The following is a 25,927-nucleotide window of genomic DNA, read 5'->3' on the forward strand; positions in this document are numbered from 1 at the left end:
GCTGCTTTTTGCCGCACCACAAAATGCATATTTGTGTGCAAATAAAGGCTCTATTTCAAGGTTTTCGGTCAAGAAAAGCTTCGGCTTGTCCGATCTATAATAAAAATAATCGAAGGACAACTTTCTGTGTTTATTGCTATCGGCTATCTCGTCGTCCTGTTCTCCGTGTTCGGAGGTTATGTCCTATCAGGCGGCAGCTTGGGGCCCCTGTGGCAGCCTACTGAGCTTCTCATCATCGGCGGTGCCGGCGTAGGTGCATTCATCGCCGCAAACAACCGTAAGGCGATGATGGGCGTCCTCAGGTCGGCATCCAGGCTCAAACGAAGCACGAAATACAACAAAGCCACCTACGTTGAACTGATGGTGCTGCTGTACACCTTGCTGACCAAGTCCAAGCGTGAAGGCATGAAGGGGATCGAGAACGACATTGAAGATCCTCAAAACAGCCCGATGTTCCAAAAACACCCGAAAATCATGGCAGACCCAATGCTCCTGAATTTCATCTGCGATTACATGCGCATGATGGTGGGAGGAGGGAACATCAACCCGCACGAACTCGATGAGTTGATGCTCCATGAAATCGAAGAACTCGAACACGAACTGAGCTTGAGTGCCGACGCATTCAACAAAGTGGCAGACGCCATGCCAGCCTTCGGTATCGTTGCCGCTGTAATGGGCGTGGTGAAGGCTTTGACGATTGCTGATGCAACGCCGCAGCAAATGGGCGAAATGATCGCTCACGCGCTCGTGGGTACCTTCCTGGGCATCTTGCTGGCCTACGGGTTCTTCAACCCACTGGCAACCAAGATCGAAAGGCAAGTCGCCGAGTCGGAAAAGGCCCTTCAGTGCATTCGCATGACCATCCTGGCCAGCCTCCATGGTTACCAGCCACAGGTCGCCGTTGAGTTTGGCCGTAAAGCGCTTCACATGGATGAGCGTCCGACCTCGATGGAGCTCGAAGAAATCCTCCGTGAAAGCAAGAAGACCGGTACCGCTTAATGAAAGCTGACGACAAACGCCCGATTATCATCAAGCGCAAGAAGGCGGCGCACCCGCACCACGGTGGCGCCTGGAAGATTGCGTTTGCTGACTTCATGACGGCAATGATGGCGTTGTTTCTGGTGTTGTGGATCCTCTCGACCTCCAACCCAGAGCAGCGCAAAGCCGTAGCGGAATACTTTCGTACCCCGCTCGTAGTCGCGCTTACCAACGGTGACCGGGACAGCGCCAGCGATAGCGCAATCCCTGGCGGCGGGCCAGATCCGTCTTACAGCGAAGGCGAAGTGCGCAACATCGACATCCGCCAGCAAAACCGGGCAATCGAGCGTAGGAACCTGGAAGACCTTAAGCGTCGGCTGGAAGAGGCAATCGATATCAACCCGCTGCTCAAGGACTTTAAAGACCAGATCCTCATCGATCTGATCCCTGAAGGTCTGCGCATCCAGCTGGTTGACTCGGATAAGCGCCCAATGTTCGAGGTCGGAAGCGCCAAGGTTGCCCCGTACATGAGCGAGCTGCTGCGCATCATTGCGCCGATCCTGAATCAGCTGCCAAACAGCATTCAGATCAGCGGCCACACTGACAGCCGGCCTTACGCTGGCGGTGAGAAGGGCTACAGCAACTGGGAGCTGTCCGCTGAACGCGCCAACTCGTCTCGTCGGGAAATGGTGATCGGTGGCCTGGACTCGGGCAAGCTGCTCCGGGTTTCCGGTATGGCCGACATGCTGAGGTTCCAGGGTGCCAAAGAGCTCGATGCGATCAACCGCAGGATTGCGATCATCGTCGTCGACAGCTACGAGAGGAAGTCGATCCTCAACCAGCATGACAAGATGCTGACCCCGGATCAGCTGCAGGCGCCCAATCCGCTGGGCAGAATGTAAATCCCGTAGAAGCAAAAGGGCCCCCGAAGGGGCCCTTTTTTGTTGCTGACAGCGAATGCGCTTACGGCTGCGGGCCGTCGCTCTCAACCGATGGTTTCTTTTCGCGAGCGACCGCGTAGTTGAAGTACTGAACCATGTTCTCGGCGACCTGTTGGTGGGTCTGGTTCTGCGAGGCTGCCATGATCGGGGTAAGGTTCAGGCCGTAGGAGTCGAACATCTGCCCGTCAGCGTGAATAACGACCTCAGCTACCGAGCCATTGTCATTTTCGATCTCGTCATCCGAGGCGTAGTCATCATCACCTTCTACGAGACCTTCTTCGTCGCGGTTGTCCTTGGCGAGAGCGATGTCGGCGTTGATGTCTGCCTGGGCCAGGGCCGCAGTCTCAAACAGGCTGATGCCAACGTACTCATAACCGTTGTCCAGCTCAAATCCCCCAAAGGAAAACTCGCGCATCCCGTGCTCAATGGCAAAAGCTTTGATGGTCTGAGGCGTGACGGTCTTAGGCATGGTTGTCTCCAAAGTTAAAAATGCCGATGGCCCAGCTTACCCTGGTAGATACGGGGGTCGCAAACGAATGCTATGTATTGACGGGAATCAAAAGAGCACTCGAAGGTGCCCTTTCTGTGGATGCCGCTCAAGGCCCTGTGGGTGCCTCTAGACCCCGAGCTCAAAAGTGAAGACTCTGGCGCGGGATGACATCGAAAGACGGTTGCGGACGTCTATGCCGGCCATGGCAAAGGCTTCTAGGCCGATGTCAGGGAGCTCTGCAATGAACTCCGGCGAGTAGGTATGCTTGCCTGCCAGGAACTGAATGCTTTTCACCAGCTCCGAACGGAATGGCGGGGTTTCGAGGTAGTTATCCTTCTGGGCCTCGAACCCTGCGAGTAGATGCATGGTAAGCCCTGGAATGTCGACTGAGCGCACGTCCTGGTCAGGCAAGTTCAGGTGCAGAACCGTATTGATTGCCGTCAGGTCAGAGCGACTGAACTCAGATGGCGCAACAGTCATCAGCTCATTACAGACAGCAGCAAGCCATTTGTCCTGGTTCTGAGTGAGTTTCTCGGTAACCGCAGGGCATAGAGCCAGGCCGGGCACATCATCCGAGGATTGTCTGCCGGCTACCAGGGCGCGAGTAAGCATGGAATAGCTGAGGATCACATCCTGGACAACCTGATTGCCTTCGGTGGCCACGGCCATCTCAGAAATTGCCTCGAGCATGTACCTTTCATGAGTGTTAGGCGCCATCGCCGCCAGCCCCCTCAGGAATTTATGGTCTCGGCTGTGCTCATCGTTAAGCAGACCGTTGTAATACTCGGCTTTACGAGACGCATCGAAATGACGCGGCACATCACAAAGAAGGTAGTACCAATAGGACATGCCGGCGTCACCGCGTAGCTTGTCGGTGTTGCTGTTATGAAGAAATCGGTGGGTGTAGGCGCCGGTTCTGGTCAACAGGTTCTCAAGCTTCCCGCCAGGCCAGTTATCCTTCTTGGAGTAGTCATAGCCCTCGCTGAGCCTGAGGTAAAACATGAACGGGCTTGCATCGATCTGCTTGCCCTCCAGAAGGTGAAGGGGCCACGCTGTCGGATCTTCGCTGAACGTCATGGCGCACTTAAGGTTACCGCCCCATGGCTCGGCCTTCGCCGCTTCGAATTCGGCCTTGAGCTCCGGCGAGCTGGCAATGATCTTGCAGTAAGTGATGTACACCTCATCCCGATCAAGGGGGAGAGGGCAATCCTGGAGCATGATCAGTTCACCCTTTGGTAGGTGCATTTGGATCAAGTCGTTGTGAGAGATGCGATGGGCTTTTATGACCTCTTCGAGGTATTTCATGTCCTTGCCCGTGGCAATCCCCACCAACAGTGGCAGCAGACATTTAGGCAGGTTGCTCACCGTAGGCTGATAAGTCGACATCACGTTCCACAGGTTTGCTGTTTCAGGCCCGGTAACATTGCCATTGAACAACTGTTTCCACTGACCGACGTTCTGCATCATGGCGTCACCTTGTTCAAGGTGCCAGGAGAGGATCAGTGGAATCAGGTCATTTTTTTCGTAAACGGTCGTCGTGTTAGAGGACATTTCGAACCTGGTGTATTGAGTGCTAGATGCCGAGTTCGTCATGAAATGTCCTCGCTTTACCGGTTAGTGAAAGGTTGCCCCGCATTTCAGGAGCCGCGCCAGCGCGGACGACGATCTCCAGGTCATCCTGGCTGAGATTATCCAGGTATTGTTGGGAGAGAGCTCTCGAATCCGTAAAGTATTCCACAAGCCCAATCTGCCCATTCCTGACCGTCTCGCGGTATTCCTCGGCCCCTCGTAAGGTTTGGCCGACCTGGAATACGCGGGTCATCAGGGCTTCAATGTCGACCTCGCTAAAATCCTGGGCTGGCATGCCGATCCTAGGCAACTTCCAGAGGGCCCGCTGTTCAAACCAGCCCAGATCCTCAACAGGAATGGCCATAAATTGGTCGGTGGCCTTCTTGAAGAATTGATCCGGCGCATCATCGATGGTTTTGAATACTCCGCTGGTAGCCCAGGTGCGGTATTCCTCACCGAAGGAAGCGATTCTCCGCTCACCAGGGGCTGCCGCGACCATTAGCTCAACTGGGAGAAGATGCAACGCCCCATGCTCTTCTGCAGCTTGGGTGAGTGAGGTGATTGCTTCGAAATCGGTTCCACCGTAATCACCACGTTCCAGCGTTCTCAGGGCCCTAACGGTCTGCTTGGAATAATTACTGTAGAGCAAGCCCGTAATCTGCTTGAACAGATCATTGGTTTCTTCCATGGTGAGACGGAACGTGGATTCATAAACGACCTGAGCCCAAAACCCTTGGAGGTCGTCGGCATGTCGTTTTGGATTTCCAAGCAAAATCTTGTCGTGAAACGCTCCGCACCGATCCAGCAACTGGCCAAAGTTACCGTTTGGCCAGAATTTGGGGTCTAGCCACTTGTAGGTCGTAGCAGCCAAGTACACAAGTTCTTCAGCTTTCTCCATATTGCTGCTGGAGCCTGACTCAAGCCTGGTTGAGAGCCATGCCTTCGGATCACTGCTGTGGAGGAGGGATAGGCTGACGGCCTCGGAATATCCATAGTGAATGCGTGCGGTGTCAACCCGGTCAGCCAGCTCTGGATCTAGATCACAGGCTTTAAAAAAGTTGAGATACAGGTCGATTTGTTGAATCCAGCTCTTCCCATGGATCAAGTGGAAATCTTCGTTCGACTTAAACGATATCTCGCCCAAGTGGTGAGCCGTGATTCCATGGTGCTTGATGATCGAGGCAAGCTCTTTGAGTGGGCGGCCAAGGTTCAACGCGATCATGAACGGGATGATTTGAGGGGCGACGTGCACATGCTTTACGTTGTCTTTCCAATCGCAAAGGTTGAGCGGCTCGATGCTTGGATCTTTGCCGAAATAGCCGCCCCATGCAGGAATGTTAGGCATCAAGATGCCTGGGTTTTGCGTGGCCCAGTCTACGGCAGCAGTTACAAAATTGCGGTCATCGTTGAGCAGCATTTCGAATACCTGGTCTCAAAGGTTGAGTTCATTCATGAAGACTTTGGCGCGACTTGGGTAAGTCAGCATTTCGTGGGCTTTAACCCCACCCAACGTCAGAAGCTGTAGGCCTTCTTGTCCGAGATCATTTGTCCAACCGAGGTCGAGAGGGAGGTGCTCTTTGAGGTAAGAGACGGACTTGGCCAAGTCATCGGAGATGAGTGCGGTTTTCTTAAACCAGTCACACTTGCTTTCGTAGGCGTTTAGAACCTGCACAAGAAGCTTGGGCACATCCACCTGAGAGAGATCCTGGTCTTTACCGTGCATGAACTGGATCTTGCTGAAGGCTTTGAGGTCGGCATGGTTGATTTCACGATGACCGACAGCCAAAAGCTCGGTGAAGACGTTGTGAACAAAGAGTTTGCTCTCAAACCGATCCGTATAGCCTTCTTCGGCAAGCGCTTCGCCGGCGTTACGAGGATCCACGATCCCCTTCAGAAGCTGGAGGTCAGTGATCAGACGGCTGCCTTTGTCGCCGGCTGCTAGCTCAATGTCCTTGAGCACCCCCAGGATGTCATCATCAACTTCACTGTAGACCTCAAGCACCCTGAGCCCTTTGTAGAACAGCTGATCGTTGTTCTCCTCGACTGAGGACATCACCTTGCTGAGGTACTCAACGCGATGTTCTCGACTCAGTTCTCGTAGTGAGTCCTTGAAGAAGGAATACCAGAAGTCCGGATCTAAATCAGGCTGTACCCGGTGCAACTCATCCCCATAAAGAACATCAGCCAAATACCCACCAGCACGGTCGATGAGCACGCCAACGCCACCTTTCGGCCAGTATTTGTCATTAGCAAAGTCAACCTCGTGAGCAACCCTGGACGAAAGCTCGAGAAGCTCGTGTTTTTGCTCCACGTCGGCATTCAGGAAGCGGTGCTTGATGGAGAACCTTTCGTCATCCAAAACGATGAACCCGGATGGATACTTGCCATCGTTCAACTCAAACTCTGCATGTCTCACAAGGTCTGGGCTGGCATTTACAGCCCGGAAAAATTCGATGGATAAATCGGTCTCGTTAAAGGCGTGGTGCGTTCCCAGGATTTGAACGCCGCCATGGGTGTTCCAAACGCAGTTATCGAGATGTGGATGATAAATCTCGTGGTGCTTTATGACCTGACCCAGGTAGCTGGGCTCGCGGCCAAGAGCTATCGCCGATAGCAATGGGAGTAGACATTTTGCAACGTCGCCAAGGACAACGGTTTTTTGCTCGCTCATCGCATCCACGTCATCAGAGACGAGATGAACCGTTTGATTACTTGTCGGATCGGCACCAAAGACGTGTGGAGGCAGCATCACATCGGGATGCTGGGTTTGCCACAACACGATTGCGGCTGAGATGCCGTACTCGTCAAAAACTTCCATCGTTTTGCCTCGTGACCATGGCTCAGGGGCAAATGGTGCGCCCGGCCTTAAACGGTGATCCTACCAGTATGGCGAGGCCGAGGAGGGTGGCGCAACGGTTCCTCGACGCAGCGTACTGCCTGGCCAATGTCAAACGAATGCCATAAATTGACAAAATGTAGCAATGGCTCACACCTTTGTTTATGATCCTCCCCCTGAAACACCCACCACCCCATAAATCCGAGACGGCAATCCTCACGTGTCTGACGTTAGCCAAGAAGACAAAACAGAATCGGCAACGCCCCAACGGCTTGAAAAAGCGCGTGAAGAGGGGCAGATCGCACGATCCCGTGAGCTAACCACGTTCATCATGCTTCTGGGCGGGATTGGCGCCTTGTGGACAGCAGGCAGCTTCGTTAAGGAACAGCTGACGCTGCTCATGGAGCAGTCAATGCACTTTGAGCGAGAGCGGGCCTTCGACACTGCTTTGGCCCTCAAGCACTTCAGCCTGCAAGTCCAGGGCGCGGTTAAATCCGTGGCACCCATCATGGGTTTGATGCTGGTGCTGGCGCTGATTGCACCGGCGCTGCTGGGTGGGTGGAATTTTGCTACCAAATCGTTGCAGCCGTCGTTCGCCAAGATGAATCCCATCGCAGGGATCAAGAAGATGTTCTCCCTGCAGACCTTGAACGAACTGGGCAAGGCTATCGCCAAAAGCATCCTGGTCGGCGCCGTTGCGATCTACTACCTGAAAAATCACATTATGGAGATCATGTCGCTTTCCAACATGACGCTGGAGCACGGCCTGGCCTCGATGCTGCACCTGATTCTCTTCGGTTGTGCGCTCATGGCATTTTCCTTAATCGTTGTGGTCGCTATGGACGTGCCGTACCAACTGCTCTCCATGGCCAAAAAGCTCAAGATGACCAAGGAGGAGATCAAGCAGGAATACAAGGAGAACGAGGGCGACCCGCACATCAAGGGTAAGATCCGTGCTCAGCAGCAGGCGATGGCCCGTAACCGCATGATGAGCAAGGTGGCCACGGCAGACGTTATCGTGACCAACCCGACTCACTTTGCGGTGGCCCTGGCCTATAAGGACGGCGACACTGGCGCCCCTAAGGTCGTGGCCAAGGGTACCGACCACGTGGCAGCCCGTATTCGTGAGCTGGCCAAGGAAAACAACATCCCAACGCTTGAGGCGCCTCCACTGGCCCGAGCGCTTTACTGGCAGGTAGATCTCGACAGAGAAATCCCTTCCGGGTTGTACACGGCGGTGGCCGAGGTTTTGGCCTGGGTCTATCGCTTGAAGCAAGTAAAAATTGAAGGCGGAACAGCGCCTGAACTCCCAGATTATTTACCTGTACCGGAAGGGATGGATTCCAGACCTACAGGCTCGAAGCGCAAAAGGAACTAAACCCCAATGAATGCCTTGAACAAACTGATGGGGCCATCCTCTCCCTTCAGAGGTCTGGACGCGAAAGTGATGACCGGGCCTGTCCTAATCATCCTGATTCTAGCGATGATGGTTCTGCCGTTACCGACCTTCGCCCTGGACGTGTTTTTCACCTTCAACATCGCGATTGCGCTGATGGTGCTGTTGGTGAGTATGTTCACCAAAAAGCCATTGGACTTTGCTGCGTTCCCATCCGTACTGCTGATGACCACGCTGCTGCGTCTGTCGCTAAACGTGGCATCCGCCCGTGTGGTGCTGATGCACGGCCACCAGGGTACCGATGCTGCCGGTAAGGTGATCGAGGCATTCGGGCATTTCCTTGTTGGCGGCAACTTCGCCGTTGGTGTGGTGATCTTCTTCATTCTGGTCATCATCAACTTCATGGTAATCACCAAGGGTGCCGGGCGTATTGCCGAGGTGGGCGCTCGCTTCATGCTCGACTCCATGCCGGGTAAGCAGATGGCCATTGATGCTGACTTGAATTCGGGTCTTATCGGTGAAGCCGAGGCTAAAGCTCGTCGTAAGGAAGTGAGCCAGGAGTCTGAGTTCTACGGTTCCATGGACGGTGCGAGTAAGTTCGTCCGTGGTGACGCCATGGCCGGTATCGTCATTCTGTTTGTGACCATCATCGGCGGTCTGCTGATCGGCATGATTCAGCACAACCTGCCATTTTCCCAGGCCATCGAGACGTACGTACTGCTGACCATTGGTGACGGCCTGGTCGCCCAGATCCCTGCGCTGATGATCTCGATTGCTGCGGGCGTAATCGTCTCCCGCGTGAACACTGAAGAAGACGTCGGGCAGCAGATCGTTGGCCAACTCTTCATGAGCCCCCGCGTTATGTTCATGGTGGGCACGCTGATCGCCATGCTCGGGATTATTCCGGGTATGCCGAACTTGGTTTTCCTCCTGTGTGCTGCCGGCCTGTATTTCATCGGCTGGACGATGATGAAGAACCAACGCAAGCGCGAGGATGCCGCTCTGCTTGAGCTACCTCCATCTGCTGCCACCCAGGAAGCCCCTGAGGCGAGCTTGAACGATATCCAGTTTGTGCAGACCCTGAGCATCGCTGTCGGTCACCGTCTCATTCCCCTGGTGGATGAACGCCAAAATGGCGCCTTGCTGGCTAGGATCAGTGGCGTGCGCAAGAAGTTTGCCCAGGAAATTGGTTTCCTTCCTCCAATGATCCACATCCGTGATCGGATGGATCTGGATCAGCACGCATACACCATCAGCCTCAAAGGTGCTCAGATCGGTGAAAGCGTACTGTACGTGGACAAATTGCTGGCGATTGACTCGGGTGATGTGACTGGTCAGGTTACCGGCATTGATTTCGTTGACCCTGCGTTCTCCCTGCCATCGATTTGGATTGACGATGATCAAAAAGACCACGCCCAGGTCTATGGCTACACCGTAGTTGATGCCAGTACGGTAGCGGCCACCTTCCTGAACCACCTGCTGCATACGCACGCAAGCGAGCTGCTGGGCCGTAAAGAGGTTCAGGATTTGCTCGATAAGATGTCCGAGACCGACAAGCAATTGGTTGATGAAGTAACGAAGCTGCTGTCTTTGACAACAATCCAGAACGTCCTTAAGGCTCTTCTCGATGAAGAGGTATCAATCCGGGACATGCGCTCGATTCTTGAGGCGCTCCTGGAACATGCCGCTCCACAGCAAACCAACTGGCACGAACTGGTAGCCGTTGTACGAATCGCGCTTCGCAATGCGATCACTCAGCAATGGTTCGATTCGAGTAAAGAGATGCATGTCATTTGCCTGAATCCCGACCTTGAGCGTGTGTTGCTCCAGGCAGTAGGCAACGGTGGTGCATTGGAGCCGAATTTGGCGATCAACGTGATCAACCAGACCAGGACTGTGCTTGAAACCCATGAACTCAATGGCTACCCACCCGTGCTGCTCGTAGAACACCAGCTGCGTCCGCTGCTCAGCCGCGCCCTGCGCCGGTACATCCCTCATCTTTGCGTGATGTCTAACGAAGAGATTCCAACTGTGCGCGATCTTAAAATGGTCAGCGAAATCGGCGGGGATAACTGATGACTACCAAGCGATTTGAGGCTCCCACCGCCCGCGAGGCAATGATCCTTGTCAGAAAGGAATTTGGTGACGATGACTTTCTAATTTACAAGAACGTAAAGATCGCTGGCGGTGTTGAAATTATCGCCGGGCCTTACAGCTCTGTTCCTGTACAAAAGGCCAAAGAACCTGAGCCTGAGCCTGTCCTTACGGGCTTCAAAAGCGCTTTGTCCAACGCTGGCCAGCATCTCGATCCATTCGAGGTGCCATCTCTACCGACAAGTAAGCTTAAAGCCGCTTCGGCGGCTTACAGGCAAGCAAAGGGAGGGGTGGCTTACGCCAAGCAGGCGGCAGATGTTCCGACACCAGAGAAAGTGATTCAGCCGGCTGCGCCGAAGGAAGCGACTCCCCGTGTTGCCCAGGCTACGCCAGAACAGGTCATCGAGGTCTTTGAGGCCGAAGTTGTTGAAGATGAACCAGAGGTGCCGCCGCAAGCTCAGGCTGATGCAGCACAGAAGTTCCAGGAAGACCTGAAGAACATTTCTGCAGTTGCCGACTGGAGTAAGCATCTGCTGGGTGACGTGGTGAAGATGCAAGAGGTCATTCGTCGACGCTTGTTGCCACGGGTGGCGGAGGGAAGCTCTTACGCCGACCTGCATAAGCTGCTGACCACTGCCGGCTTCAAACCGGCAATGAGCGAGGCCATCCTCAAGCATCTGCCTTCGGAGATCGCTGAGCGTCGTCTTGACCCTATGGCGATGAGCCGCTGGGTTGAGCAGGCCCTGATCGCGCAGATCAAAGTGATGCCGGATCCTGAACTGTGGTGGGGTGGTAGGGCGGTAATCCCGGTGGTCGGTTCCAGCGGCGCCGGTAAGACGACTTCCGTCGCTAAGTTGGCTGCCCGGTTCGTGATGAACAATGAGCCCTCGGCATTGACCGTGGTCAGTCTCGACCCAGATCATTCTGATACCCTCAAGGTGTTTGCTGAGGTGCTCGGCGTGGAATTCAAAGTACTCCAGGAATATCAGGATCTGGGTGAACTGTTGGGCAAGCTGCGGCACAAGTCGCTGGTGCTCATCGACACACCTGGTTTTGGGTACAAGAGCAAGAAGCTTCCGGGCTTGCTCTCGCGCCTGGCTATTGGCGACCAGCCGATGAAGCCGGTGATGGTCATGAATGCCAACGCTGAGTCACAGTTGCTGGATATGACCGCCAAGACGTACCTGAAGCATGGGGAGGAGGCCGGCCTTAAGATCGCGCACTGCGTGATCACCAAGCTCGACGACACCGTGAGTATTGGCGGTCTACTCAGCGTGATCGATAAAAGCTCGATGGCGGTGACGTACCAGTCCGAAAGCAGCGACATCCTGGACGACTTCGAGCGTGGGAGTGCGATGGCACTTGCTCAGCAGGCTTTCGAGGCGATTCCTGAGGATGGCACCGAGTCGATCCAGGGTTACTCCTACCAGGATGGCAAAAAATTTGATGGGTACCGCGATGAGCTTCTGAAAAATGTGCATGAAATGTCACAAATGCTTTCCGGGATTAAGCGGGAGCTGAAAAGCGCCGGTTTCAATAGCTCGCAGGCTGAGATTTCTGGTTTGGTTGAGTCCAAAAGCCACCCTCAGTTTGGGTTGCAGGTTGTCCCGGCGAAGGAAAAGCAGCAGGATAAGCCTGCGCTGCTTTGGTTCAAGAACGACTACCCAGTTGAAAGCATGTCCTACAAAGCAAGCAGTCTAGCTCCAGTGTCTCAGGACAAACGACTGGCCGACACCGATGCAATCCAGATGGTTGGCTGAAGCCGCCAGGGGGAGCAGGTAAAAGCTAGTTTTGCTTCGCCTTGAACAAATGCTTAATATTGCAATCATTATTCGACCTCTACTGCCTCGTTCGCCGGGGCAGTAGACAGTTGTGAGATAGGGGACTCCCGCAGCATGTACAATGCTAAAGGCAAGATTGGCGAAGCCGATTTGATCGAACAGCACCTACCACTGGTGCGCAAAGTGGCCCTCTACATGCGTCTTCGTCTTCCCGCTAGCGTCGATCTTGACGACCTTATCGGTGGCGGAACGTTTGGTTTGCTTGATGCGGTAAAGAAATACGACACCTCCATGGGGGTGAAATTTGAAACCTATGCCAGAACGCGAATCCATGGGGCCATCCTCGATGAGATCCGCAGGATGGATTGGGTTCCACGCAAATACCGTCGTATAGCACGCGATATTTCTGAAGCCATTGCCGAGCTTTCAAAAGCAACAGGCATTGCGCCAAGTGAACGCGAGGTAGCGGATCACATGGGGGTTAGCCTTGAGGAGTATCAGGAGATGCTCATGCTCTCCAATTGCGGCCTGATGATGTCCTACGATGGCATGGGCATTGAATCGGTAGAGGCTGACGCCATCGTCGAGCACAATGGCTCTCCACTGGATGAAATTCTGGCTGCCGACAGGAGAGAGGAGGTCATCAAAGCCATTGAAGGTCTCCCTGAGCAGGAGCAGCTGACCTTGAGCCTGTATTACCAGCATCAACTCAACCTGCGCGAGATCGGCGCCGTCTTGACGCTGAGTGAGTCCAGAGTCAGCCAAATCCACAGTAAAGCGGTAGCCAGATTGAGGGCCGAACTGGCAGCCTGAAAAATATTTCAAATATTTTGCATGTATTGACTCAAGATTTTTGAAAACCTATCCGATTGATGAGTTGTAGACGGTCTAGCAGCACGAGCGGTTAGACCAAACAACTCACCAAGAGGTAGTCCCGATGGCCGTTATCAACACCAACATGAGCAGCCTGATTGCTCAGAAGAACCTGAACTCTTCGAGCAACCAACTGAGCACCGCGATGGAGCGTCTGAGCTCCGGCATGCGCATCAACTCGTCCAAGGACGACGCTGCTGGCCAGGCCATCGCCAACCGCATGACCGCCCAGGTCAAAGGCATGGCGCAAGCCGAGCGTAACGCCAACGACGGCGTATCCATGGTTCAAACCATGGAAGGTGGCCTGAGCCGCATCAACGACAACCTGCAGCGTATCCGTGAACTGGCAGTGCAGGGCGCTTCCGACACCAACACCGCTGACGACCGTACGTCGATCCAGACTGAAATCGACGAGCGCGTGAAGGAAATCGACCGTATCGCCGGCTCGACCACTTTCAACGGCACCAAGCTCCTGGACACCGGTACCCCAGCCACCCTGAACATCCAGGTCGGCGGCAACACCACGGCTAACGACTCGATCTCGGTCACTACCCTGGACATGACTTCGGTAACGATGGGCATCGACGCACTGGCCGTTGACACCGCTGCCAACGCCAAAACCACCATCGACGGCGTCGATGCTGCGCTGAAATCGGTCGACACCGCTCGTTCGACCCTGGGTGCAACGCTGAACCGCTTCGACAGCGTCGTCAGCAACCTGCAAACCAGCTCCACCAACCTGTCCGCCGCTAAGTCGCGCATCGAAGATGCCGACTACGCCGTGGAAGTGGGCAACATGACCCGCGCCCAGATCCTGCAACAGGCTGGTACCAGCGTCCTGAGCCAGGCTAACCAGTCGACTCAGTCCGTACTGAAACTGCTTCAGTAATCCGGCGCCGGCCCGAGTGATCGGGCCGAGCAGGAACAGAAAAAGCGCCCTCCGGGGCGCTTTTTTGTGGGCAAAAAGAGGGGCCAATATATGGGTTTCGTTGCCTCCCAAAAATATTTCAACAATTTGCATAAATTGACTCAAGGATTTGAGAAAGGTGTCCGATTAGTAAGTTATAAGGCACTTGAGCCAATATCCCCAAGAAGGAAAGCTATAAAATGGCAGTCATCAACACGAACATGAGCAGCCTGATTGCTCAGAAGAACCTGAACTCCTCGAGCAACCAGCTGAGCACCGCCATGGAGCGTCTGAGCTCCGGCATGCGCATCAATTCGTCCAAGGACGACGCTGCTGGCCAGGCCATCGCCAACCGTATGACCGCCCAGGTCAAAGGCATGGCGCAAGCCGAGCGTAACGCCAACGACGGCGTATCCATGGTGCAGACCATGGAAGGCGGCATGAGCCGTATCAACGACAACCTGCAGCGTATTCGTGAACTGGCAGTGCAGGGCGCTTCCGACACCAACACCGCCGACGACCGCACCTCGATCCAGACTGAAATCAACGAGCGTGTGAAAGAAATCGACCGTATCGCCGGCTCGACGACCTTCAACGGCACCAAACTGCTGGACGGCACTGGCGCAGCTACCCTGAACATCCAGGTTGGCGGCAACACCACTGCTAACGACTCGATTGCAGTCAGTACCGCTAACATGACCACCGCTGCTGCTGGCCTGAACATCGCGGCTCTGTCCGTGACCGACGCCACTGCTTCCAAAGCGACCATCGACTCCGTCGACGCCGCTCTGAAGAAAGTCGACACCACTCGTTCGACCCTGGGTGCTACCCTGAACCGCTTCGACAGCGTCGTCAGCAACCTGCAAACCAGCTCCACCAACCTGTCCGCTGCCAAGTCGCGTATCGAAGACGCCGACTACGCTGTGGAAGTGGGCAACATGACCCGCGCCCAGATCCTGCAGCAGGCTGGCACCAGCGTTCTGAGCCAGGCTAACCAGTCGACTCAGTCCGTACTGAAGCTGCTTCAGTAATCCGGCGCCGGGCCTGAGTAATCAGGCCCGGTAGGAACAGAAAGCGCCCTCACGGGCGCTTTTTTACGTATTGGAGAAGGGGTAATTGATGGAAGCTTTTGTTGGATTTCACTTCATGTTTGACCATGGCGAGCCAGCCGGTAGCCACTACGTGATCAAGTTTGATGTCACACCGGATGCTCGATTGGCTGCAATCTGGAAGCGTCGTGACGACGAATTCGAAACGAGGCTCAATGAGTTCTTCGATGAAGAATTAGAAATTTACGGTGAGGACTGGGAAACGGGGAATTTCGACCTGTTTGGCTGGCTGACTCACGATTTGGACAGGGAGGATGACACGCTACTAGTGGTGGAGAAGGTTCGCGATTTCTTCTTGAAAGAGGGATTCCGGGGCGGTGACATCGTTCAGATGACAGAAAAAGCGTTCGATCAAATGGCGGCGGAGTGTAAGACTCACGTTCAACTCGAAGCAGCTTTGATGGCATTCATGAATGACTAGGTTTCCGACGTGCCACTGCTGAAGCGAGTAATGAAAAAGCGCCTTTTATGGCGCTTTTTTCATGGTGCACGAGAAGCGGAAGCTTCCCCAGCTGAGCAATTACGCGGCCTGGTTAACCTTGTCCCCGGCAAAGCTCAGAAACTCCTGGTCAGATGCCCAGATCGAATTCAGTTTCACCAGAGTAAGGTGATTCGGCTCTACCTCTTCGATTTCTAGAATAGCCTTCTCCCACCAGAGCGCTCTGCAGGCGTTGAGGTAGACGCAATGGCTTCCCTTCTTTCCGAGCAGGTAGAACTTCGCAACTTTCCTGGAATTGGCCGCTTCGCCTTTTAGCTTCCATTTCAGGCTAAGCCGATCTGCAAGGGTATTCTTGGGCAATCTGGTCGGCACGGAATGGCTCAAACCAGGCAGCTCATCACGATACGCTTCGCCATGCTTGTCGAAAAACACCTTATTCATGGCATGGTAGAAACGCTTGACGGAGAAATAGTGGTGGATGCAATCACTGGCCTCTGCAACCTTCTTGCCGTCGATCATGAATGAGACAGCGATTTGCTCAATGGTGAAGAGGTCACGTCCGTGGTGTACCCATTGATCGATCAAGCTAAGCACGTCATCCATCAGGCCCGCGTTGGCCCTGGTCATTCCGCAGATACCACTGTTGTAGAGCTTAAGCGTTGGGGCAGGGGACTGGTTCTTAGCTGATAGCTCCTGGGCAAAGGCATGATACTCAGGACGTTGAGAACCCACGGCCCACGACCACTCGAATTCATCCATCAAGAACTGATCATCAGAAACCCGCTGGAACAGTTCGACCGGATCCTTTAGAAAAACCGTGTCGGTATCGATGAAAATGGTTTTCTCGGCAAGCTGTACGCCAGCCTTGATGGCGCAGGCCTTTTGTCGATGGTTATAACCACCCGTACCTACCCAGGAGCTTAGCGTCTCGGCATCGAGCGCAATTACATCGACTGGCCAGCCAGCGAACGCCTGGGGCCGGTCTGTCATCACGGTGATGGAGAAGCTTGCGGGGTCTTTCCTGTGGCGCAGGGCAGAGAGGATGCTGAATTTGGCTTCGTGCCGGTAGGCCTCTTTGTCGCCATAGAGCAGGTACAAGAGCTGATTCGTGAGCATAAAACTTTATTCCGGTTGCTATGGCCCGAGCTAGAGCGGCCTAAAGGCATCAATATGCCATATAAGCCCTCCAACTTAAAGCATCAATTGACACATGATTCTTCAGTTCTCCGCTGCGCTCGACCATTAGCCTCAACGAGGCGCCTACGCTTTAACCTAGAAGCCAACCGTTCATGATGCCGTGGAAGGCCACACAGAGAACTGCTGCAGCGGCCAGACTCAAGAGAGTGTAGTGACCGACCTCGAGGGTACGCTTAGGGATCAGATCAAGCGTCCTGGAGGCGTGGTGTATCGATAGCTGGTAAGAGAGCTCTTCCTCTACCGCTTCCAGCCCCAGGGCGGGGTTTAAGTCCTCATCGTCTCTACTTAAAGACTCCTCGAATGCATAGAGACCGACACGAGCGCTAAACGAGTAGCGATAGTAACGGTAGCCGCTCAAGTAGAAGGCCTGTCTCCCAACCTTAAGCCCGTAGGCAAAGTTGATACCGGTCTGCGCGAATAGGCGGTTAAGACCTGTCCGTGCCTCTACCTCGGTGTCGTAGAACCTCGACAGGAACCACTCATCCAGGAGGATCACCTCGTCATTCTCAAAGGGAGAGGTGTCGTGGCTTACGAAGGGGATCGCCTCAAGCGACTTAGGCTCGGACTTAAGTTCGGCCTCAGGCTCAGAGGGGAGCGTTAAGGGGAGCTCCTCAGGGGAGGGAGGAGTGTCGTTATCTACCACCAGCGCGATTACCCGCTCGGTAGAGAGAACGGGCTCTATCGCGTTCTCAGCCACACTGGCGGGGGTATCTAGGGCGACCTGGTGATCTCTATCATCAGTGACCGCTTGATCGGCGCATTGTGCAAGGACACTCATGAAGGCGATGCCATGCTTAAGGTGGCTCTAGTATATGAGACTTAAGGAATCTCACAACTAACTTTAAGCTTGAATCGTTGATCCCAAAAAGATTTCCAAGTCCATGATTTGACCAGTAAAAAGCCATAGTTTTCTGGCAACGAAGCCAATAAATTGGTAGTCTGTTCTGAATATTTTCAAGGGATCATTCTTGTGGAGCAGGTTAACGGCATTATCGAAGAGGTTCATCACAAGAATGGACGCGGCTTCATCATTTTCACGCTCCGTCGCGAGCGCGAATTGATCCGTGTCACGGGTGAGGATCAGGATCTCTACGAGGCAGATGTCGTTGAGTGCGAAGGCACCTGGATCACTTACAAGGGTGAACCCCAGTTCAAAGCCACCAAGATCATTCCTCAGATCCCTTCCACGGCTCAGGCCATGTGGGAGTTCATCACGTCCGGCAGGGTTAAGGGCATCAGTGAAGTCCTGGGCGGGCGCCTGATCGAGGCATTCGGCAAGGATCTGATCTACGTCATTGAGAACGAGCCAGCCAAGCTGAAAAAGGTGAATGGGTTCGGGCCTAGCCGCATCAAGCAGCTGATCGACGGGATCCGTGACCAGATCGGTTACCGGAGCATCCTGATTTTTCTGAATGGGTTCGGCCTCGGTAAGTACCACACCAAGAAAATCTACGACGTCTACAGCTTCAGTGCTGTCGAGAAGATCAAGGCGAATCCCTACAGACTTTGCCAGGATGTTCCTGGTATTGGGTTCATTACTGCCGACCGTATCGGCCAGCAGATGGGGCTTGACGCTGAGCATCCAGACAGACTGGTCGCCGGCGCGATGCATGCTTTGCAGAAACGTGTGAACAAGACTGGCAGTACCGGGATCGTGCGAGCCGAGCTGGTGGATGAGACCATTAAGCTGCTCAGCGAAAATGGGGTCGTTCGTCCGGAGAAGCTGGAAGAGGGTATCGACGGTCTACTCGCGTCCAAGCAGGCGATGGAACTGATCGTTGACGGCGTGATGTACATTTTCCCCACTGAGCTCTACAGGGCAGAAGAAGGGATAGCCAAACACCTCAAGCGGCTCATGAGTATCCAGATCACTGCCGAGATCGATGACGAGGTTCTGACTGAGCTGGTGCTTGAGGCGGAAAAAATCGTTGGCAAACAGCTTTCGAGCAATCAGCGCAAGGCCGTGAAAATGGCCTTGCTGATGCCGGTCAGTGTAATTTCTGGCGGCCCTGGCACCGGGAAGACCACTATCATGAGGGTGTTCCTGGAGTGCTGTAAAATCGGCATGGGCATGACTGAAGATGACATGCTGCTGTGCGCCCCAACCGGCAAAGCGGCAAAGCGCCTGAGTCAGTCCACCGGCCAAGATGCAATGACCGTTCACCGTGGTCTTGAGTTTAACCCGCAGAACGACGGGTTCACCTACAACGCCAATAACCCGCTACCAGTCAAAGTCGTCGTGTGCGATGAGTTCTCCATGATGGACACCCTAGTCAGTTACTGGCTTATCCAGGCGGTCGCCACGGGTACCCGATTGGTTATGGCTGGGGACGTCAATCAACTGGCCTCAGTAGGGCCGGGCCGGGTGCTCGAGGACATTATCAAATCCAACTGGATTGCCGTGCAGTACCTGACGGACATCTATCGGACAAGCGAAAACAGCTTGATCAACGTCAATGCAGCAGAAATGAACAAAGGCAACATGCCGGCGCTCAATACCGACAAGGACAGTGATTTCTGGTTCTTGAGGACTGACAGCGATGAAGCAACAGCTGACATGATCCTCGACCTGATCGACCGTCTGAGTGACCGCTACGGATTCGACAAGTTTGACGATATCCAGGTGCTGACGCCAATGCGCAAGGGATCGGTAGGCCTCTATGAGCTGAACAACCGGATCCAGAAGAAGCTGAACGGCGCCAACCTCGGTAAGGGCATCAAGCTCAAGCAGGACGATATCAACGTCGAGTTCTGCCTGGGCGACAAAGTGATGCATATTGAGAACAATAAACAGCTTGGCGTGATGAATGGTGAATCAGGTCGCGTGGTGCTGCTCAATCGTCCGGCTCGTGAGTTAACTGTTGAATTCGAAGATAGAAAAGTTGTTTACGTCTTTGCAGACTTGGAACAACTGCGCCTGAACTACGCACAAACGATACACAAATCGCAAGGTTCTGAGTACCCATGTGTCATTATTCCATGCTCGATGAGCCACTGGAATATGCTCTATAGATCCTTGATGTACACGGGTACCACCAGGGCAAAGCAGTTCATGGTCTTCGTAGGTGCTACCAAGGCACTCAAGACGGCGCTTGAGCGGGTAAGCTCCGATCAAAGGATCACAGGCCTCAGAAGCCGGCTCAAAAAAATGGCCGCTTAAAGCGGCCACTGGAGGAGGGCGAGGCTTAAATGACCTCGTCCTTCTCAAACACTTCCAGAATTGCCAGCTCTTCCGCAGGAATATCGTCCTTCACCGGCATGACAGGCTGTGCTTGCACCGGCGCCGCTGAATCCTGTTCCACATCCGGGGCACTAGCAGGCGGTTCGACAGCAGCTACTTCTGCTGCTGGTGCTGGTGCCTCAGAGGCACAGACGAGCTCGGATTCCTCTTCCTGATCAACCTGCTTGACTGGAGCGGAGGAGATCGCCGGGTCGCTTTCCTCCTGGTCATCCAGGTCATCTTGCTCTTCTGGGTCGATGTCATCCTCAAACGAATCCTCAGGATCACTCTCAGGCTCAACCAATTGGGTCTGAGGCCTGTCGACGTACGACAGCAAGTGGGCGATGAAGAGGGTGCCTACAAGGCGCCGGCCCGACTCCGCGACAAGCACTGGCTCCTCGTGGGTACCGACATCGGTTCGGTGGTCGACGATGAAGATCTCGCGACCGTATTTGACGCGTACGCCTGGCTCAAGACCCAGGGCTTGGTTTTTAGTCATCATTGAGTGGCACCCTCAAGCAATGATCGAAGTGAAATCAGGTCTGTCCATCGGGAAGCTGGCGCACACATGCTTGCAGCCCAAGATCGCAGGCTCCGGGGTGAAGGTCATAGCCCAGCTGCCGTCGAGCCAGAGGGTAACGCAAAGGGGTTTCAGCCCAAGCTTGAATGCTGACTTGGGAACGGTCTCGCCAGGGTGTGTCTTCACGTGCTCCTGGTAGTGGTTCTCCGCGATTTTCTCCAGTGCGATGACCAGCATGTCCTTCCTCTTGTCCTCAGTCTGTGGGAACACCTTGGCCAGGAGGAAGAGGGTATCGATCTCTTTCTCTGGAAGAGGCTCCTCTCCCTGAAGCAGGTAGACATCCACCTCTACGCCCATGAGCTGTGCTTTAACGGAGGTTAGGGGGACGTTGCTGTTGTATGGGAAGGGCATGCGCATTAAGGAGAAGCCTGTAGGAAAATTAGCATTTGTGGTGCAGACAATAGCTATGTATTGCCTGCGAAACAGTTGCCGGCAGGATAGTGGACTGCACCCAGGCCTGCAAGGCAGTAGAAGGGGGCTTTTTGCTCGCAAACAAAAAAACATTAAAATAGTATTGACGCGGCACTAGAGCACAACTAACATGGGCTCATACCAAGGGGAAACAACATGTTCAGTATATCATCGCACAGCCTGACACCCAGCTCACCAGCTGACTGACGCATGTCCTCTGCCCGGACATGTGTTCCGGGATAATGTCTTCTGACGAAACCCGGAATCTATATTCCGGGTTTTTGTTTTTTGTAGTACGGATCGTTGCCGGAGTGGCTAAACGGGCTCGCCTGGAAAGCGAGAGCTCCTTAGGGGGCACGAAGGTTCGAACCCTTCACGATCCGCCATATTTTGTTTTTGCTTCAACCGCTCTTTACACAATTTGACGATGCACATAGGACAGGTGACCGAGTGGCTTAAGGTGCTCCCCTGCTAAGGGAGTAAATCTGAATAAGGTTTCGAGGGTTCGAATCCCTCCCTGTCCGCCAAACACGCCGAAATAGCTCAGACGGTAGAGCAGCGCACTCGTAACGCGAAGGTCGCAGGTTCGATTCCTGTTTTCGGCACCAAATGCATGCGGTCAGCTTAAGCTGGGCAAGTAGTCCTTCGGGATAAAAGTTCAGTGCTGAGCGCTTGATCGGAAGTAGAGCTTGACTGCTTCGGGTGACGCATTGTTCCCATCAAGATGATTGAAAGCGCCCGGCCTAGACAATGTTTAGCTCGGGGGCGGTGGAGGAGATTGGTAGGGCGGTGATGTTTTCGCCTTATGCTCCGTAGAAGCTAAAAGATCAGGGAATTTACCCTCGGTTAGATGAAACCAGGCTGGATCAGTGGAAGCCAACCAATCCACTTCTAGAATAGATTCCGTGTTGGCACTAGGGCAGAAGATTGCTTGGTCTGTTTTAGTGGTGCTTTAGGGTTTAAGAACCTTACAGTTCTAGGACTGGCAGCTGGACTCATCAGCTAGTTGCACGGGCGGTACCACGCTGCATTTCGTGCGATATTGGGTGATGTGAAAGGCTGTTTCTTCGGGGTGTAGCGCAGTTGGTAGCGCGCCTGCTTTGGGAGCAGGATGTCAGAAGTTCGAATCTTCTCACCCCGACCACTTTTTGATAATTCGACAATGTCGGGTTAGTTGTAGCTTTCAGGGGATTTGGCAGAGTGGGCGATTGCGACGGTCTTGAAAACCGTTAGATGTTAATAGCGTCTCAAGGGTTCGAATCCCTTAGTCCCCGCCAATAGAAGCTTTCGCGGAATGCGGAAGTTTAAGTAGCACGCGGATGTGGTGGAATTGGTAGACACACCGGATTTAGGTTCCGGCGCCGCAAGGCGTGAGAGTTCGAGTCTCTCCATCCGCACCATTATCTCACTGGGTGTACACGCACGACAAACTGATGCGTGTCGGCCCCAGTCGGATCGAAGTTCACTGTTGCCGGACAGTCCTTCGCACTAGAGGTTACACCCGGCCCCCGAAAGGGTGGTGACTTGACGGTGGAATAGCAACCGCACTTATTCGTTTTTCAGTTGCGGCGGGCGAGTGGATGTGGATTTACCACGCTGGGCTCATAACCCGGAAATTGCAGGTTCGACTCCTGTGCCCGCAACCAGTAATGGGCCTATAGCTCAGCGGTAGAGCACTCCGCTCATAACGGAGGGGTCGCCGGTTCGAATCAACGGCTAGGCCCACCAATTACCAAGCCAGGTAGTCGGTTCAGAACGATTGCCGAAAGACTGGGTACAACTAACGGGGATGTCAGGTGCGGCGTGACCGTCTTGATGCCTCGCCAGTACAGCTAGTAACGAATGCACCACCCGAACGGTCTCCCTATTAGGGTGGGGGTATTCGAATAGAGGCAGGCAATATTTGTCTTTATTCGAATGCCTGGGGTTCGCCCTACGCATTATTGCGCCATCGCTTCCGTCTTCAGGACGGTGGAGTGTTCTAGGCGAAAGGTACTTAAATCCGACGCGGCCCGTAAAGCTTGCGCTGAGGAATATCGGAGCCTGTACCAGGCATCGCGCAGTTCAGCAGACGCTGAAAAAGATGATCGGTAATACCTTGTTCCCCTTAAGTGGAGGAGAGGCCGATCCACCTGGCACCCCATTCTTGGCTGTGCCCCCGGACGGAAGTAACCGGGCTCGAATTCTTGCATTAAGCACCAGTATTTACAAAGCAGCCCATAAGAAAAAGAAGAGGCGCTCATGAGTACATCTGTAGACTTGGTCATCACCTGGGTAGATGGTTCCGATCCCAGCTGGCGCAACAAAAGACACGAACACAGCAAGGGCAACCTTGAGGGCGTGTTCGAGACTGGCAATGTAGAGGGTCGTTATCGTGATAACGACGAATTGCGATATCTGCTTCGCTCGATTGAGAAGTTCTGGCCCTTCGAGGGCTCAATTTTTCTCGTGACAGATAATCAGCGTCCTGCATTCCTGGCCGATCATCCGCGAGTTCGAATCGTTGACCACACCGAAATTCTCGAATCGCAGTACTTGCCGACTTTCTCCTCCAGATCCATTGAGTCGGCTTTGCACAAGATCCCCGGAATCTCAGAGCACTTCGTGGCGTTCAACGATGACCTGTTGCTCATGCGCCAAGTTAGCTTTGATGACTTTTTTGCCAACAACGGTTGCACTGTCTACCTGACTGATGAGGATCTCCCCAGAGACCTCGGTGTGAAAAATCTGACGGGCGAGAGTGATGCGATCATGGCTCAGAAATGGGGTAGGGCACATTACGGCACCTCCCCAATTGAAAAGGTCATCGAGCACAACCCCAAGGGCATCAGAAAGTCCTGGATGGAAGCCCTCGAGAGCAAGCATCCAGAGATCTTCCACAACACTCGCAGTGAGAAGTTCAGAGCCGTTGGTGCGCACAGCATCTTGGCCAACCTCTACGGCGTTGATTGCGCTGCCCAGGGCCGTGCGGAGTTCCGCACCAACGAATGCCTCTACTTCTACACAGATGACGTGGAGAAAAGGGACTTGTCAGTTGAAATGCTGGCCGGCATGAACCGTAAGCTGGCCGCATGTATCAATGACACGACTGACAACAGGGACGACGTAGATGAAATGCGTGATCGGTTACGCGACGTCTATGAGGCCTGTTTTCCAGAGCCGTCAGGCTTCGAATTCAGACCACCACGGCCTGTTCACTCCTACCATCTCGATGGTGGGCTTCAGATGTAAAGTTTCAACGCCGGAATAGCTCAGTCGGTAGAGCAACCGCCTTGTAAGCGGAAGGCCGCAGGTTCGATTCCTGTTTCCGGCACCATTTTTGGTTGATTGTTTGCACTAGCCAGGCGAAAGCCGGGGCACTACGCAGATGATCAGCCAGTTTTCATTCAACATTCTCGAGTGTAAGAGGATTCTTGGCCCCAGAGCCAAAAGCTAGGGGACTCAACGATGCCTCATTTTGATTTTTCCGGAATGTTCGCGTTAAGCATCACTGCACTGGCGATTTTCTTGCTCATCGGATTTACGCTGGGTTGGTCGCCAGCCTTTGCTGCGGCCTCCATCGGCTTCTTCTCCCGGTGGTGTCAGCGGCACTTGCAGGATGTCAGGTCAGAAGCAGTTCAGAAACAACCATCTGGGGCCGTGCGACTGCGGCCTCAAGTATCAAAAAATTCCGGGCGGTGACTCTACTGAGTCCCAATGCTCAAACGATTTTCGCGCAGCTGGTGGAATTGGTAGACACGCAACCTTGAGGTGGTTGTGCCGTATGGTGTGCGGGTTCGAGTCCCGCGCTGCGCACCAATTATGAAGAAAAACAGCTATTTACGCTGAGTTTCTCGAATAAACATGATGTTTAAATCGAACGGTTTTCTCTAGGAGTGCATGACTGATGTGGTTCAAAAATTTACTCGCATACCGCCTCACACAAAACCTTGCAGTGAATGCTGCTGAGCTTGAAACAGCGCTCTCTACAAAGCGCGCTCGCCCATGTGCATCGCAAGAATTGACCACCTACGGTTTCGTAGCACCATTCGGCAAGGGCGAAGATGCCCCGCTGGCGCACGTGAGCGGTGACTTCATCTTGATCTCGGCCCAGAAGGAAGAACGTATCCTTCCGGGTAGCGTTGTTCGTGATGCAGTCAAAGAAAAGGTCGACGAGATCGAGGCCGAAGAGCAGCGCAAGGTTTACAAGAAAGAACGCGATCAGATCAAAGACGAGATCATCCAGGCCTTCCTGCCTCGCGCTTTCATCCGCAAGTCGTCCACGTTCGCGGCCATCGACCTGAAGCAAGGTCTGATCCTGGTCAACTCGGCAAGTCCAAAGCGTGCAGAAGATCTGCTGTCCACTGTCCGTGAAGTGATCGGCACTCTGCCTGTTCGACCTCTGACGGTGAAGATCGCGCCTTCGGCCAGCATGACTGAGTGGGTTACTACTCAGAAGGCCCCAGATGACTTCTTCGTTCTGGACAAGGTCACCCTGGCCGACACTCACGAAGACGGCGGCAAGATCAACGCGACTCGTCAGGATCTGAGCTCCGACGAGATCCAGGCTCACCTGGCCAAGGGTATGCTGGTTACCAACCTGGCAATGGCCTGGCAGGACAAGCTGTCCTTCACCCTGGATGACAAGATGGTCATCAAAGGGATCAAGTTCGAAGATTTGCTGCAGGATCAGGCAGAGCAGGACGGCGGCGAAGACGCACTGGGTCAACTGGACGCGAGCTTCACTCTGATGATGCTGACGTTCCGTGACTACCTGCCGGCGCTGATCGAAGCGCTGGGCGGGGAGGAGATGCCAGAGGGCGTATAACGCCACTGGTGCTCTCTTAAAGATTTTGGCTGCATCTGTGACCTGGAAAGTTGTAACGGTCTCTAGCGCCTGTTGAAGCGCGTACAGTGGCAAGTTATGAGTACCTGGAACAGTCAGATGCAGCCGAAATGGGTGGCGATACCTCCATAGAAGCGCTTGCGTTTCGTAGTCCCTCGGGGCTGTGGTTGAGTCGTAGAAGCTCTGTCATGAGTGTTCGAGAACCCTGACACTACGGAATTAGACGTGTAGGCAAGCCAAAGCCGTGATGAGGCCCGTAGCGTGAGCGGGCGAAGGGTTGG

At 54.0% G+C, this 25,927-nt stretch carries 20 protein-coding genes and 10 tRNA genes; 22 read left to right on the forward strand and 8 right to left on the reverse strand.

The window, feature by feature from the left end:
• Positions 1-126 precede the first annotated feature (126 nt).
• Together motA and motB are read left to right on the forward strand one after the other, a co-directional pair.
• Positions 127-999, forward strand: coding sequence for a flagellar motor stator protein MotA (motA, locus tag DKB71_RS32655; RefSeq protein WP_408601867.1), 873 nt, complete (start codon positions 127-129; stop codon positions 997-999).
• Positions 999-1,880 (forward strand): flagellar motor protein MotB, encoded by an 882-nt coding sequence (motB, locus tag DKB71_RS32660; RefSeq protein ID WP_408601868.1) that lies wholly within the window; start codon positions 999-1,001, stop codon positions 1,878-1,880. Before motA ends, motB begins: the two co-directional genes overlap by 1 nt.
• 61 nt (positions 1,881-1,941) lie before the next feature.
• On the opposite strand, the gene DKB71_RS32665 is transcribed toward motB, so the two are convergent.
• The 4 genes from DKB71_RS32665 to DKB71_RS32680 form a co-directional block, all read right to left on the reverse strand.
• Positions 1,942-2,388 carry a hypothetical protein gene (locus tag DKB71_RS32665; RefSeq protein WP_408601869.1) on the reverse strand — a complete coding sequence of 149 codons (447 nt, stop codon included), beginning with the start codon at positions 2,386-2,388 and terminating at the stop codon, positions 1,942-1,944.
• A 147-nt stretch (positions 2,389-2,535) separates the two neighbouring features.
• Entirely contained in the window at positions 2,536-3,960 is a 1,425-nt protein-coding gene (locus tag DKB71_RS32670; RefSeq protein ID WP_408601870.1) for a hypothetical protein, read from the reverse strand.
• A gap of 22 nt (positions 3,961-3,982) precedes the next feature.
• Complete coding sequence (locus tag DKB71_RS32675; RefSeq protein WP_408601871.1) at positions 3,983-5,395, reverse strand: hypothetical protein; 1,413 nt, start codon at positions 5,393-5,395, stop codon at positions 3,983-3,985.
• A 15-nt stretch (positions 5,396-5,410) separates the two neighbouring features.
• Positions 5,411-6,796 carry a hypothetical protein gene (locus DKB71_RS32680; protein WP_408601872.1) on the reverse strand — a complete coding sequence of 462 codons (1,386 nt, stop codon included), beginning with the start codon at positions 6,794-6,796 and terminating at the stop codon, positions 5,411-5,413.
• Positions 6,797-7,034: 238 nt separating this feature from the next.
• On the opposite strand from DKB71_RS32680, the gene flhB reads away from it, so the two are divergent.
• The 7 genes from flhB to DKB71_RS32715 all read left to right on the forward strand — a co-directional run bounded on the left by flhB (position 7,035) and on the right by DKB71_RS32715 (position 15,395).
• Complete coding sequence (flhB, locus tag DKB71_RS32685) at positions 7,035-8,192, forward strand: flagellar biosynthesis protein FlhB (RefSeq protein ID WP_408601873.1); 1,158 nt, start codon at positions 7,035-7,037, stop codon at positions 8,190-8,192.
• A gap of 6 nt (positions 8,193-8,198) precedes the next feature.
• Positions 8,199-10,286, forward strand: a complete 2,088-nt coding sequence (flhA, locus tag DKB71_RS32690; protein ID WP_408601874.1) for a flagellar biosynthesis protein FlhA — start codon at positions 8,199-8,201, stop codon at positions 10,284-10,286.
• Complete coding sequence (locus DKB71_RS32695; RefSeq protein ID WP_408601875.1) at positions 10,286-12,064, forward strand: hypothetical protein; 1,779 nt, start codon at positions 10,286-10,288, stop codon at positions 12,062-12,064. The genes flhA and DKB71_RS32695 overlap by 1 nt, the downstream gene beginning before the upstream one ends.
• Positions 12,065-12,199: 135 nt before the next feature.
• Positions 12,200-12,898 carry an RNA polymerase sigma factor FliA gene (locus DKB71_RS32700; protein ID WP_408601876.1) on the forward strand — a complete coding sequence of 233 codons (699 nt, stop codon included), beginning with the start codon at positions 12,200-12,202 and terminating at the stop codon, positions 12,896-12,898.
• A gap of 124 nt (positions 12,899-13,022) precedes the next feature.
• Positions 13,023-13,847, forward strand: a complete 825-nt coding sequence (locus DKB71_RS32705) for a flagellin (protein ID WP_408601877.1) — start codon at positions 13,023-13,025, stop codon at positions 13,845-13,847.
• Between the two features lie 218 nt (positions 13,848-14,065).
• Positions 14,066-14,896 carry a flagellin gene (locus DKB71_RS32710; protein ID WP_408601878.1) on the forward strand — a complete coding sequence of 277 codons (831 nt, stop codon included), beginning with the start codon at positions 14,066-14,068 and terminating at the stop codon, positions 14,894-14,896.
• An 88-nt stretch (positions 14,897-14,984) separates the two neighbouring features.
• Positions 14,985-15,395 carry a hypothetical protein gene (locus DKB71_RS32715; protein ID WP_408601879.1) on the forward strand — a complete coding sequence of 137 codons (411 nt, stop codon included), beginning with the start codon at positions 14,985-14,987 and terminating at the stop codon, positions 15,393-15,395.
• Between the two features lie 99 nt (positions 15,396-15,494).
• Here DKB71_RS32715 and DKB71_RS32720 read toward each other — a convergent pair whose 3' ends face one another.
• Together DKB71_RS32720 and DKB71_RS32725 are read right to left on the reverse strand one after the other, a co-directional pair.
• Positions 15,495-16,529, reverse strand: coding sequence for a hypothetical protein (locus DKB71_RS32720; protein ID WP_408601880.1), 1,035 nt, complete (start codon positions 16,527-16,529; stop codon positions 15,495-15,497).
• A gap of 151 nt (positions 16,530-16,680) precedes the next feature.
• Complete coding sequence (locus tag DKB71_RS32725; RefSeq protein ID WP_408601881.1) at positions 16,681-17,388, reverse strand: hypothetical protein; 708 nt, start codon at positions 17,386-17,388, stop codon at positions 16,681-16,683.
• Between the two features lie 192 nt (positions 17,389-17,580).
• Here DKB71_RS32725 and DKB71_RS32730 point away from each other — a divergent pair, with 192 nt between their 5' ends.
• Positions 17,581-19,770: an ATP-dependent RecD-like DNA helicase gene (locus tag DKB71_RS32730; protein ID WP_408601882.1), complete on the forward strand. Its 2,190-nt coding sequence runs from the start codon at positions 17,581-17,583 to the stop codon at positions 19,768-19,770.
• A gap of 25 nt (positions 19,771-19,795) precedes the next feature.
• On the opposite strand, the gene DKB71_RS32735 is transcribed toward DKB71_RS32730, so the two are convergent.
• Positions 19,796-20,332 carry a hypothetical protein gene (locus DKB71_RS32735; RefSeq protein ID WP_408601883.1) on the reverse strand — a complete coding sequence of 179 codons (537 nt, stop codon included), beginning with the start codon at positions 20,330-20,332 and terminating at the stop codon, positions 19,796-19,798.
• Positions 20,333-20,344: 12 nt separating this feature from the next.
• Complete coding sequence (locus DKB71_RS32740) at positions 20,345-20,767, reverse strand: hypothetical protein (protein ID WP_408601884.1); 423 nt, start codon at positions 20,765-20,767, stop codon at positions 20,345-20,347.
• 351 nt (positions 20,768-21,118) lie between these two features.
• Here DKB71_RS32740 and DKB71_RS32745 point away from each other — a divergent pair.
• The 12 genes from DKB71_RS32745 to rdgC all read left to right on the forward strand — a co-directional run bounded on the left by DKB71_RS32745 (position 21,119) and on the right by rdgC (position 25,628).
• Positions 21,119-21,207 (forward strand) — tRNA-Ser (locus DKB71_RS32745).
• A 50-nt stretch (positions 21,208-21,257) separates the two neighbouring features.
• Positions 21,258-21,348 (forward strand) — tRNA-Ser (locus tag DKB71_RS32750).
• 5 nt (positions 21,349-21,353) lie between these two features.
• Positions 21,354-21,429: transfer RNA gene (locus DKB71_RS32755), tRNA-Thr, on the forward strand.
• A gap of 460 nt (positions 21,430-21,889) precedes the next feature.
• Positions 21,890-21,965: transfer RNA gene (locus tag DKB71_RS32760), tRNA-Pro, on the forward strand.
• 42 nt (positions 21,966-22,007) lie between these two features.
• Positions 22,008-22,098 (forward strand) — tRNA-Ser (locus DKB71_RS32765).
• Positions 22,099-22,136: 38 nt separating this feature from the next.
• Positions 22,137-22,221 (forward strand) — tRNA-Leu (locus DKB71_RS32770).
• 168 nt (positions 22,222-22,389) lie between these two features.
• Positions 22,390-22,463, forward strand: a tRNA-Met gene (locus DKB71_RS32775).
• Positions 22,464-22,472: 9 nt separating this feature from the next.
• Positions 22,473-22,549: transfer RNA gene (locus tag DKB71_RS32780), tRNA-Met, on the forward strand.
• 513 nt (positions 22,550-23,062) lie between these two features.
• Positions 23,063-24,052, forward strand: a complete 990-nt coding sequence (locus tag DKB71_RS32785; RefSeq protein ID WP_408601885.1) for a stealth family protein — start codon at positions 23,063-23,065, stop codon at positions 24,050-24,052.
• A gap of 9 nt (positions 24,053-24,061) precedes the next feature.
• Positions 24,062-24,137: transfer RNA gene (locus tag DKB71_RS32790), tRNA-Thr, on the forward strand.
• Positions 24,138-24,534: 397 nt separating this feature from the next.
• Positions 24,535-24,619, forward strand: a tRNA-Leu gene (locus tag DKB71_RS32795).
• 88 nt (positions 24,620-24,707) lie between these two features.
• Positions 24,708-25,628 carry a recombination-associated protein RdgC gene (gene rdgC, locus DKB71_RS32800; RefSeq protein WP_408601886.1) on the forward strand — a complete coding sequence of 307 codons (921 nt, stop codon included), beginning with the start codon at positions 24,708-24,710 and terminating at the stop codon, positions 25,626-25,628.
• The last annotated feature ends 299 nt before the right edge of the window (positions 25,629-25,927 follow it).

This window comes from Pseudomonas sp. PLMAX (assembly GCF_046042685.1).
GTDB classification, from domain to species: Bacteria; Pseudomonadota; Gammaproteobacteria; order Pseudomonadales; family Pseudomonadaceae; genus Aquipseudomonas; species Aquipseudomonas putida_AE.